Consider the following 11235-nt stretch of genomic DNA (forward strand, 5'->3'; position numbering starts at 1 on the left):
ATGGCAGGCGAAGCGAAGGTCAAGGTCAAAGGCCGCGTCGTGGAGCTCGACGGTGATGAGATGACGCGCGTCATCTGGAAGATGATCAAGGACATGCTGATCCTGCCGTACCTCGACATCGATCTGGACTATTACGACCTGGGTATCGAGCAGCGCGATCGCACCGACGACCAGGTGACCATCGACGCGGCCAACGCCATCAAGAAGCACGGCGTCGGTGTCAAGTGCGCGACCATCACCCCCGACGAGGCCCGCGTCCAGGAGTTCAATCTCAAGCAGATGTGGCCCTCGCCCAACGGGACAATCCGGAATATTCTGGGCGGCACCATCTTTCGCGAGCCCATCATGATTTCGAACGTGCCGCGGTTGGTACCCGGGTGGACCAAGCCGATCGTCATCGGCCGACATGCTTTTGGCGACCAATATCGGTCGACCAACTTCGAGGTCGACCAACCCGGGACCGTGACAATCACTTTCACCCCCGCCGACGGCGGTGAGCCGATGGTGCACGAGGTGGTGTCCATCCCTGAGGACGGCGGCGTCGTGATGGGGATGTACAACTTCAAGGACTCCATCCGGGACTTCGCACGCGCCTCGTTGCAGTACGGGCTGAACGCCAAGTGGCCGGTGTACCTGTCCACCAAGAACACCATCCTCAAGGCCTACGACGGCATGTTCAAAGACGAGTTCCAGCGCGTCTACGACGAGGAGTTCAAAGACCAGTTCGAGGCCGAGGGATTGACCTACGAGCACCGGTTGATCGACGACATGGTTGCGGCCTGCCTGAAATGGGAGGGCGGGTATGTATGGGCCTGCAAGAACTACGACGGCGACGTGCAGTCGGACCTCGTCGCGCAAGGCTACGGCTCACTCGGGCTGATGACGTCGGTGCTGATGACCGCCGACGGCAAGACGGTCGAGGCCGAGGCCGCGCACGGCACCGTCACCCGGCACTTCCGCCAGTACCAGGCGGGCAAGCCGACCTCGACCAACCCGATCGCCTCGATCTTCGCCTGGACGCGCGGACTGGCGCACCGCGGCAAGCTGGACAACACCCCCGAGGTGACGGGGTTCGCGCAGACGCTGGAGAACGTCGTGGTGTCCACCGTGGAGAGCGGGAAGATGACCAAGGATCTCGCCATCCTCATCGGCCCCGACCAGAAATGGCAGCACAGCGAGGAGTTTCTCAACTCGATCGCCGAGAACCTGGAAAAGAAACTGGCTAACTAGCCGATGGGTTGGCGCCCCGGCTCGCCGAGTTGCACTCATCGAGGAAGTTGATGATCAGTTCGGTGACGCGCTCGGGCGCCTCGAACATGGGGATGTGTCCGACGCCGTCGAGCTTGGTCACCTGGTGGTCGTCGGGCAAGTGAGTGGTGAAATGCCGACTGAACCTGGGTGCGGGCACAATCCGGTCCTTCTCGCAGATCACCAGGTGTGCCGGGACTTCGTTTTCGGCCAGTTCTTGCAGGCCGTGCAACAGCAGCGACTTGACCAGCAGCTGGAAGTAGGCGGGGCAGTGGGCGACGTCGTCGATGCAGCCGAGCAGTTGTGAGTCGCTGACTCCGTCCGGGGAGGCACTGATCGCGTACGTGGCCAGCCGGCGGCTGAACGGAAGGCGCATCACCTTCGGGCCGAACAGCGCGGCCAACACCAGCAGCGGAATGCCGAGGATGAACTTGGCGATTACCTCGAACTTGGCGGGGCTCCACCGGGTCCATCCGCCGGCCGGGGCGATGCCCATGACGCTGCGGGCCCGACCGCGCCGCTCCAATTCGAACGCGACCCAACCGCCCAGCGAGTTGCCGACGATGTGCGCGGTCTTCCAGCCCAGTTCGTCCATTTGGCGTTCCACGTGGTCGGCCAGCACCGCGGACGACAGGAACCAGGTACCGGCCGGCGGCCCGCCGTTGTGGCCGGCCATCGTCGGGGCGAACACCTCGTACCGCCCGGTGTCGGCCAACAGCCGGGCGACGTCGTCCCATACCGCCTGGGACAGCAGGAACGGGTGCAGCAACAGGACCGGCTCACCCGAACCGAGGTGAATCGCGGGCCGCGTGCCCAAGGTGCTCCCCTTGCTACTCCCCATACCGCCGACATTAAATGCGGTACCGCCGGTACCGCAAGCGAGCGGTGTCCGGGCGCACCCGTCTGTGCAGGCCCAGCGGCTTCCCGTGAAAAGATCGGTGCATCATGAGCACCGCTACTGGATCCCGCCGGATTTTCTCCGGCGTGCAGCCCACCTCCGATTCGCTTCACCTGGGAAACGCTTTGGGTGCCATCACCCAGTGGGTCGCGCTGCAGGACGATCACGAGCCCTTCTTTTGCGTGGTCGACCTGCACGCCATCACCGTCCCTCAGGATCCCGAGGCGCTGCGTCGCCGGACCCTGGTCACAGCCGCCCAGTACCTGGCGCTGGGTATCGACCCCGCCCGCAGCACCATCTTCGTGCAGAGCCATGTGCCCGCCCACTCCCAGCTGGCCTGGGTGCTCGGCTGCTTCACCGGCTTCGGGCAGGCGTCGCGGATGACGCAGTTCAAGGACAAGTCGCTGCGCCAAGGCACCGACTCCACCACCGTGGGGTTGTTCACCTACCCCGTTCTGCAGGCCGCCGACGTACTGGCCTACGACGCCGAGCTGGTGCCGGTGGGGGAAGATCAGCGTCAGCATCTCGAGCTGGCGCGCGACGTGGCGCAGCGGTTCAACAGCCGGTTCCCCGACACCTTCGTGGTTCCCGACCTGCTGATACCCAAGGTCACCGCCAAAATCTATGACCTGCAAGACCCGACGACGAAGATGAGCAAGTCCGCTGCCAGCGATGCGGGGCTGATCAACCTGCTCGACGATCCCGCAGCGTCCGCGAAGAAGATTCGCTCCGCGGTCACCGACAGCGAGCGTGAGATCCGCTTCGACACCGACGCCAAGCCGGGTGTGTCCAATCTGCTGAGCATCCAGTCGGCGGTCACGGGCGTTGGCGTCGACAAACTCGTCGCGGGTTACGCCGGACGGGGTTACGGCGACCTGAAGAAGGAAACCGCCGAGGCGGTCGTCGAGTTCGTCAGTCCGATCAAGGCCCGCGTCGACGAATTGCTCGCCGACCCAGCCGAATTGGAGGGGGTGCTCGCGGCCGGCGCGCAGCGCGCTGAGGATGTGGCCGGAAAAACCGTTCGGCGGGTCTACGATCGACTAGGGTTCCTTGCGCAACGAGGATGACTTGCTTCCAATTGGAGCCGTACGATGAGCGAGCCGGCCAAGGCGGGCGTATTCGATCGGTTGCGGGCCCGACACGAGTGGATCGATCACGTGATTCGCGCCTACCAACGGTTCGATGAGCGCAACGGTGGGTTCTTCGCGGCCGGCCTCACCTATTACACGATTTTCGCGTTGTTTCCTTTGCTCATGGTCGGTTTCGCGATCTTCGGGTTCGTGTTGGCGCGCCGTCCGCAGCTGCTGAGCACCATCGACGACCACATCCGTTCCCAGGTGACCGGCACGCTGGGCAATCAGCTGCACGAGTTGATGAACTCGGCCATCGACGCCCGCACGTCGGTCGGTGTGATCGGTTTGGCCACCGCCGTGTGGGCTGGACTGGGCTGGATATCGCACCTGCGCCAGGCGTTGACGGAGATGTGGTGGGACGAACAGATCGAGTCACCGGGCTTCGTGCACAACAAGTTTTCCGATCTGCTGGCGATGCTGGGGACGTTCGCGATCATCGTGGCCACCGTCGCGCTGACGACCGTCGGCCATGCCGCACCCATGGCTGCGCTGCTGAGATGGCTTGGGATACCACAGTTTGTCGTGTTCGACTGGCTCTTCTCGCTATTCTCGATCCTGATCGCGACGCTGGTGTCGTGGCTGCTGTTCACCTGGATGATCGCCCGCCTGCCCCGCGAAAAGGTCAGCCTCGTCGATTCGATGCGGGCCGGGCTGATCGCGGCGATCGGGTTCGAGGTCTTCAAACAGGTCGCCTCCATCTATCTGCGGACGGTGCTGCGCAGCCCGGCGGGCGCGGCATTCGGCCCGGTGCTGGGGCTGATGGTGTTCGCTTACATCACGGCGTATCTCGTCCTGTTCTGCACCGCGTGGGCGGCGACTGCCTCCAAGGATCCGCGCCGCCGACCCGTCGCGCCTCCGGCCCCGGCGATCATCGCGCCACGCGTGCAGATGGACGAGGGCCTCAATACCCGCCAGACGCTGACCGCCATGGCGCTGGGAGCCGTTGGTGCGCTGACAGTTTCCCGCATCGCCCGCTTGACCCGCCGCGATCGCTAGTCGACCAGCTTCAGGCCTGCGAGGCAGGCGATGATCCCTCCGATCAACACCAGCTTGATCAACGACGCCGGTTCGTCGCCGATCAGCATCGCGTAGCCGACCGTGAGCACCGCCCCGACGCCGACCCAGACCGCATAACTGGTTCCGACCGGCAGGGTGCGCATGGCGATCGCCAGTCCGGTCATCGAAAAAGCCAGGGCGACAAGGAATACCAGCGACGGCCCGAGCCGGGAGAAGCCGCCGGACTTGTTCAGGGCGCTCGCCCACACGGCCTCTAAGATCCCCGACGCAATCAAGACGAGCCAGGCCATCACTCACCTCCACGGCGCCGTCTTGTCGCTGGCCGGGTACGGGGCCCCTCGTCCGGTGCTGACGGGCTAGATGTTAACAAGCCTCCAACGGTTGGCCGCGCCAGGCGCCGCGCACCATGACGTCCGATACGCCCAGACGTTGATCCAGCACAACAAGATCGGCGTCGTAGCCGGTGCGCAGAACGCCCACCCGCTGCAGCCCGAGTGCCCGCGCCGGCGTCGCGGCGGTCGTCTGCACCGCGGTGGCCAGGCCGGCATCGGCATGCACCGTGCGGAACAGCCGATCCATGGTGGCGGTGCTGCCCGCGATCGTCGATGTTCCGTGCACCCGTGCGACACCGGCGACGACATCGATGGGCACCGCGCCGAGCCGAAACGCGCCGTCGGTGCGACCGGCGGCGGCGATCGCGTCGGTGATCGTGGCGACGCGGTCCGCACCCGCTGACTCGATCACCGCCGCCACCACGTCAGGGTGTAGGTGCACGCCGTCGGCGATCACCTCGACGGTCACTCGCGGGTCGCGCAGCAAGGCCAGCGCGGGGCCGGGCTCGCGATGGTGCAGCGGCGGCATCGCGTTGAACAGGTGCGTGCCCACCGTGGCGCCCAGCGCGATGGCATCCGTGGTCTGTTCGTAGCTGGCATCGGTATGTCCCACCGCGACAACGACTCCCGCGTCCACGAAACGCCGGATCGCGGCGTCGGCGCCGGGTAGCTCGGGTGCCAGCGTCACCATCCGGATCGTGCCGTCGCCCGCGGCCAGCACCGCGTCGATCTCCGCCGCGTCCGGATCACGCATCTGGGTGGCGTCGTGTGCTCCGCAGTGCGCCCGGCTCAGCCACGGCCCCTCCAGGTGGACGCCCGCGACGGCGCCCCGCCCGGTGGCTTCGGCGAGCGCGCGCACCCCGCCCAGCAGGTCGGGCGGCGAGGCGGTGACCAGGCTGGCCAGCGTGGTGGTGGTGCCATGACGCAGGTGAAACGCGGCGGCGTCGTCGATGCCGTCGGCGTCGGTGTAGGACGCACCCCCACCACCGTGCACATGCATGTCGATGAAACCCGGTACCACGGTGCAATCGGGGAAGTCGAAGTCGGCCGCGCGGGTTGGCGGGCCCGACGCGCACGCCGCGATCCGTCCGCCGGAGGTCTGGAGCCACCCTGGACTGCACACCTGACCGTCGAGCACCATGGTGCCCGCCGCGATCACGGCCATCTGCCGCCGTTCTCCCAGAAGTGGCGGATGTCCTCGAGCTGGCGGCCTTTGGTTTCCGGCGCGTACCGGTACACGAAGACGAACGCGACCGCCGCGAGCACCGCGAACAGCGCGAAAGTACCTGCGCCGCCCAGTGAATGGAGCAGGCTCAGGAAGACGGCGGCGATGATGGCGTTAGCCACCAGATTGGAGGTCAACATGGTGCTCGACCCGATCGAGCGTAACCGGGACGGGAAACTTTCGCTGGCGTACACCCAGCCCAGGGAGCCGAAACCCATGGTGAAGCCGAAGATGAACAGCAAGATCCCGGCGAACCCCACGATCGTGCCGCCCAGACCTCGCCCGAACACCGCCATCAGCACGACGTCGGCGACGATCATCATGGCGGTGCCGCACAACAGGATTGGCCGCCGGCCCACCCGATCGACCAACAGCAGCGCAGCGCCGACGGCCGCCAACCCGGCGACCTGAAGCAGCGCCGGCAGCCCCAACAGCGCGAAATTGCCGGTGAAGCCCATGGCCTGAAAGATGCGGGGGCTGTAATAGATGATCGCGTTGATGCCGGTGATCTGGATCAAGAAGCCGAGGACGACCACGAAGGCGGTGGCCCGCAGGTATGGGGGCCGCAGCATTTCGGAGAAACCGCCCCCGGCCCCGGGCGAGGCCTCGCTCAACGCGCGGCCGATCTCGGCGAGCTCGTCGTCCACCTGCGCGGTGGGCTCGACTCGCAACAGTGCCCGCCGGGCGTCGTCCGTCCGGCCCTTCAGCACGTACCATCGGGCGGTGTCGGGCATCCGAATCACCAACGGCAGCAACAATACTGCGGGCAGGCAGGCCAGCCCCAGCATCCAGCGCCAGCTGTGGGTGCCCGCCAGCAGGTAGCCGGTCAGATAGCCCAGGATCAGGCCACTGACGATCGCCAGCTGATAGGCCGTCAGCAGCGAACCGCGCACCGCCGTCGGTGCCGATTCCGCCACGTAGACCGGGACGACCACCACCGTCACGCCGATGGTCAGCCCCAGCAGCAACCGCGCCGTCAGCAACATCGGCATACAGATCGAGAACGCGGCCAGCAGAGCGAAAGCGGCGTAACCGACCAGTATCAGCACCACCGACCTTTTTCGCCCGATCACGTTGGCCAGCACGCCGGCACCCAGCGCCCCGGCGATCTGACCGATCACCACCATCGTCGTCAGCAGTTCCTGCTGGCGGGTGGACAGCCCGAAGTCCTCGGTGACGAACAACTGCGCCCCGGCGATGATGGACAGGTCGTAGCCGTAGATGACGCCCACGCTGGCCGCGGTCAGCCCGACCTGCAGTCCGCGCAGCGATCCGCTTGCCACGGCGCTCAGCGATGTTGCGGTCGGCGGTTCAGCGAGCGGGCCATCATGATCAGCGTGAACACCACGATGGTGCCGATCACCGCCACGCCCACCCGGATCGGCATGGCGTCCGCGGATGCGATGATCCCGCCGGCCGCGGCGTTATTGGCGAGCGGGTCCGCGGCGTCGTGCTTGGCCGGCGCCAGGGATGGGTCGGGAGCGATCAGCGAGCCGACCTGTGTGCCCTGCGGGGTGGAGAAGCCGTAGTCCAGCAGGTGTGCAGCCTGTTCCCATGGGGCGATCGGCACCCGCGTCCCGTGTAGCAGCACCGCCATCAGGCGTCGCCCGTCGTGATTGGCCGCGCCCACGAACGTCTGGCCCGCGTCGTCGGTGTAGCCGGTCTTGCCGCCCAAAGCACCGGGATATTTGTAGAGCAGCTGGTTGTCGTTCTCCAGCTCATAGCCCGGGTGGTCGCCGTGGCCGGGGAAGTTGAACGTCCGCGTCGCGACGATGTCGGCAAATGTCGGGTTCTGCCAGGCGTAGCGGTAGAACAGCCCCATGTCGTAGGCGGAGGTGCTCATGCCGGGCGCGTCCAGCCCCGACGGCGTCGCGGCCCGGGTGTCCTGGCCCCCGAGCTTGGCGGCCAGCAGGTTGATCTTCTCCAGCGCCTGCTGCATGCCGCCCAGCTGCATGGCCAGCGCGTGGGCGGCGTCGTTGCCGGAGTGCATCAGCAGCCCGTGCAGCAGTTGGTTGACGGTGAAGACGCCACCCTCCTCGACGCCGACCTTGGTGCCCTCGGCGGCGGCGTCGTCGGCGGTTCCGGGGACCGACTTGTTCAGGTTGAGGGCGTTGAGGGAGGCCATCGCGACCAGCACCTTGATGATGCTGGCCGGGCGGTGCCGTCCGTGCGGGTCCTTGGCCGCGATGACCGCGCCGCTGTCCAGGTCCGCCACCAGCCAGGCGTCGGCAGAGACGTCGTTGGGCAGCGGCGGCGTGTTCGGTGCGACGACGATGCCGCAGCTGCCCAGTGCGTCACCGCCGACGGGCCTGGCGGGCACCGCCAGCGGGATCGGCGGGTCACCGGCGGTAGGAGCCTCCGACGAGTCCACCGCGGGCGGGGTGTTCACCTTGAACGGGCAGTTAGCCGGCGCGGCGCCGGGTTCGGCGCCGGGTTCGGCCTTTGCGAGCGGCATGTTCGCCGGTGCTGCCAACGTGACCGGGGCGGCCGTTAGGAAAAGTGCCGCTGCCAGGCATGATGCGGAACGTAACAGGGTCATCGTCTGTGCACAGTAAGCGATCGGCGGCCCGAATCCGAGGAGCCGCGCTGTGACTGGTGAGGCGGAAGTTACTGGGCGGTGTCGGCAAAGCGGCGATAGGCTGGGCGCGCGGTCATTTCGAAGCCACCGACCGCACCTGATTTCCAGGAGTTTTGCCATTTCACGCGATCGGTTTTGGTCCGCCTGGCGGCGGAATAGTGGCGGCGCTGCGCCCGGTGTTCGCGCGCTGACCGATCTGCTCAAGCAGGTCGAGAAGGCAACGCAGGTACGGCGTTCCGGGTTCGACCAGGTGTTGGCGGAGCTGACGCTGCACCGCGACGCCGCCACCGACCCGGAGCTGCGGTCGGCGCTGGCATGGTTGTGCAACGCCGTGTCGCGATTCGGGCACAACCCGACCGCCACGCACGCCCGCGAGGTGGTGATGGCCGCCGACGCGGTCAGGCGGGTGCCCGGCGGCTAGCGAGGCTTACAGCGCGGTGGCCGCCAGGTCCACGTGGGCCAGCGCCGAGAAGCTGATCGTGCTCATCCACAGCTTGCCGTCCGCCTCGACCAGGCCGGTGACGGAGCCGAACTCCGGATGCCGGGTGCGCAGGCCGGCGACGGCCGCACCGGTGTCCGGATCGAACGCGACCGCCCAGACCTCTGGCTTGATCTGCGGTTGCAGCCGCGCGGGCAGTCGCCACACCAGCTTGCGGATGATCGGGGCGCGCGGCAGCATCCATTCCAGCGACGAATTCGCTTCGCTCACCATCGCGGTCCAGATGCGCCCATCGGCGCCGGTGGACAGGTTGTCGGGCATGCCGGGCAGGTGCACCGCCAACGGCGTCACCGATCCGGCCTGCGGCCCGCTCAGCCAGTACTTGGACAGCCGGCGCGCCTGGGTTTCGGCGAAGACCAGCGCCGACCCGTCGGCCGTGGGCGTCAGGCCATTGGCGAAGTACAGCCCGTCGGCCAGCGTGCTGACGGTGCCGTCCGTGCCGAGCCGGAACAAGCCCCCGGTTGCGCGTGCCTCCACGATGGGGGCGGTGAAGTGCTCGAAATGAAAGTCGCTCGTCGACTCGGTGAAATAGATTGTCCCGTCGGGTGTTTCGGTGACGTTGGAGCAGAATTTGAGCCGTCTGCCGGCGACCGATTCGACAAGCACGTCCAGCGTGCCGTGGTCCGGGTCCAGCGCGAGCAACCCGCGATGGCTATCGCAGATCAGGACCCGTCCGTCGCGGGCGACGTGCAGGCCGAGTGGCCGTCCGCCGGTGTCGGCGACGACGGCGGGTTTGTCCCCGGGCGCAATCCGCACGATGCGCCCGTCCTCGAGGCCGGTCCACAATTGGCCGGCCGCGTCGACGACGACGTCCTCGGGACCGTTGCCGGGCAGCGGGACGACGGTGACGCGCGGCGCCGGCATGCCGGGCAATTCCTCGACCGGCGGTGGCTGCCACCGCACCGGGTTTATACGGGGTTTTTGGGCCATGCCCAGGACTTTAGATGCGCTTGGACTCGTCGGCGAGCACGATGCGCAGGATGGCTTCGATGGTATCGAATTCGGCCTGGCCGCTGATGAGCGGCGGCGCCAGCTGGATGACCGAATCGCCCCGGTCGTCGGTGCGGCAGTACAACCCGGCCTCGAACAACGCCGCACCGACTCGGGTGAGCAGCGGCCCGCGTTCGTCGTCGGTGAACGTCTGCTTGGTCGCCTTGTCCTTGACGAGTTCGATGCCGTAAAAGAAACCCTCGCCGCGCACGTCGCCGACGATGGGCAGGTCGTAGAGCTTATCCAGGGTGGCGCGCAACGCGGGCGCGTTGGTTCGGACGTGGTGGTTGAGGCTCTCACGCTCGAAGATGTCGAGGTTCGCCAGCCCGACGGCCGCCGAAACCGGGTGGCCGCCAAAGGTATACCCGTGTGGGAACGTGGTGGCGCCGTCATTGAACGGTTCGAACAATCTCTCGCTGGCGATCATGGCGCCGATCGGCGAGTAACCCGACGTCATACCCTTGGCGCAGGTGATCATGTCGGGCACGTAGCCGAAGTCGTCGCAGGCGAACATCGACCCGATCCGGCCGAACGCGCAGATCACCTCGTCGGAGACCAGCAGCACGTCGTAGGAGTCGCAGATCTGGCGCACCCGCTCGAAATAGCCTGGGGGAGGCGGGATGCTGCCACCCGCGTTCTGCACCGGCTCCAGAAACACCGCGGCAACGGTGTCGGGGCCCTCGAACTCGATTGCCTCGGCGATCCGGTCCGCGGCCCACTGCCCGAAGGCCTTCGGGTCGGTGCCGAAGGGCTCGGGCGCACGGTAGAAGTTGGTGTTGGGCACTCGGAATCCGCCGGGCGTCACCGGCTCGAACGGCGCCTTGAAACGGGGCAGCCCGGTGATCGCCAGGGCGCCCTGGGTGGTGCCGTGGTAGGCGATCGCGCGCGAAATCACCTTGTGCTTACCGGGTTTGCCGGTGAGCTTGAAATATTGCTTAGCCAGTTTCCACGCGGTTTCGACGGCCTCGGTGCCGCCGGTGGTGAAGAAGACCCGGTTCAGATCGCCGGGCGCGTAGCCGGCGAGGCGTTCGGCGAGCTCGATCGCGGGGGGAGTCGCGTAGCCCCAGAGCGGAAAGAACGCCAGCGTGCCTGCCTGCCGGGCGGCGACATCGGCGAGTTCGGTGCGGCCGTGCCCGACCTGCACGGTGAAAAGTCCGGACAGGCCGTCGAGGTAGCTGTTGCCGCGGTCGTCGAAGATGGTGACACCCTCGCCGCGGGTGATGATCGGCGGCGTGATGTTCGGGCCGTGCCGGGCGAAGTGCAGCCAGAGGTGATCTGTCATCTCGTGTGGAGCCTAGCGCTCGGTTCGATGGCG

The 11235-nt window shown here is 66.9% G+C and carries 11 protein-coding genes and 1 riboswitch; of the genes, 4 read left to right on the forward strand and 7 right to left on the reverse strand.

The genetic code is table 11. The annotated features are described in order from the left end of the window. Positions 1-1230 carry an NADP-dependent isocitrate dehydrogenase gene (locus AC5Y4F_RS07195; protein ID WP_067929926.1) on the forward strand — a complete coding sequence of 410 codons (1230 nt, stop codon included), beginning with the start codon at positions 1-3 and terminating at the stop codon, positions 1228-1230. Here the strand turns inward: AC5Y4F_RS07195 and ephH are convergent. After that, the gene (gene ephH, locus AC5Y4F_RS07200) at positions 1223-2020 is read right to left on the reverse strand and encodes an epoxide hydrolase EphH (RefSeq protein WP_067929977.1); all 798 of its coding nucleotides are present in this window, start codon (positions 2018-2020) and stop codon (positions 1223-1225) included. The two genes, AC5Y4F_RS07195 and ephH, sit on opposite strands and share 8 nt — an antisense overlap. A gap of 173 nt (positions 2021-2193) precedes the next feature. On the opposite strand from ephH, the gene trpS reads away from it, so the two are divergent. Further along, positions 2194-3213, forward strand: a complete 1020-nt coding sequence (gene trpS / locus AC5Y4F_RS07205) for a tryptophan--tRNA ligase (RefSeq protein ID WP_067929927.1) — start codon at positions 2194-2196, stop codon at positions 3211-3213. A 24-nt stretch (positions 3214-3237) separates the two neighbouring features. Beyond that, entirely contained in the window at positions 3238-4275 is a 1038-nt protein-coding gene (yhjD, locus tag AC5Y4F_RS07210; protein ID WP_499995727.1) for an inner membrane protein YhjD, read from the forward strand. Here yhjD and AC5Y4F_RS07215 read toward each other — a convergent pair. From AC5Y4F_RS07215 to dacB1, 4 genes are all read right to left on the reverse strand, one after another. Continuing rightward, complete coding sequence (locus AC5Y4F_RS07215; RefSeq protein WP_067929929.1) at positions 4272-4586, reverse strand: DMT family transporter; 315 nt, start codon at positions 4584-4586, stop codon at positions 4272-4274. The two genes, yhjD and AC5Y4F_RS07215, sit on opposite strands and share 4 nt — an antisense overlap. An 11-nt stretch (positions 4587-4597) precedes the next feature. Beyond that, positions 4598-4661, reverse strand: a riboswitch (guanidine-III (ykkC-III) riboswitch). Further along, positions 4660-5793, reverse strand: coding sequence for an N-acetylglucosamine-6-phosphate deacetylase (gene nagA / locus AC5Y4F_RS07220; RefSeq protein WP_067929931.1), 1134 nt, complete (start codon positions 5791-5793; stop codon positions 4660-4662). It overlaps the preceding riboswitch by 2 nt. Then, a complete protein-coding gene (locus tag AC5Y4F_RS07225) occupies positions 5784-7136 on the reverse strand; it encodes a sugar porter family MFS transporter (RefSeq protein ID WP_499995729.1) in 1353 nt (450 codons plus the stop codon). Before AC5Y4F_RS07225 ends, nagA begins: the two co-directional genes overlap by 10 nt. A 5-nt stretch (positions 7137-7141) precedes the next feature. After that, entirely contained in the window at positions 7142-8308 is a 1167-nt protein-coding gene (dacB1, locus tag AC5Y4F_RS07230; protein ID WP_369829661.1) for a D-alanyl-D-alanine carboxypeptidase DacB1, read from the reverse strand. Between the two features lie 310 nt (positions 8309-8618). Between dacB1 and AC5Y4F_RS07235 the strand changes: the two genes are divergently transcribed. Further along, a complete protein-coding gene (locus tag AC5Y4F_RS07235) occupies positions 8619-8852 on the forward strand; it encodes a hypothetical protein (protein ID WP_499995810.1) in 234 nt (77 codons plus the stop codon). Between the two features lie 6 nt (positions 8853-8858). On the opposite strand, the gene AC5Y4F_RS07240 is transcribed toward AC5Y4F_RS07235, so the two are convergent. Both AC5Y4F_RS07240 and AC5Y4F_RS07245 read right to left on the reverse strand, forming a co-directional pair. After that, positions 8859-9860: an SMP-30/gluconolactonase/LRE family protein gene (locus AC5Y4F_RS07240; RefSeq protein WP_499995730.1), complete on the reverse strand. Its 1002-nt coding sequence runs from the start codon at positions 9858-9860 to the stop codon at positions 8859-8861. 10 nt (positions 9861-9870) lie between these two features. Then, positions 9871-11202, reverse strand: coding sequence for an aspartate aminotransferase family protein (locus tag AC5Y4F_RS07245; protein WP_499995732.1), 1332 nt, complete (start codon positions 11200-11202; stop codon positions 9871-9873). Between the last annotated feature and the right edge of the window lie 33 nt (positions 11203-11235).

The sequence above is a fragment of the Mycobacterium sp. NGS56 genome (assembly GCF_059812425.1).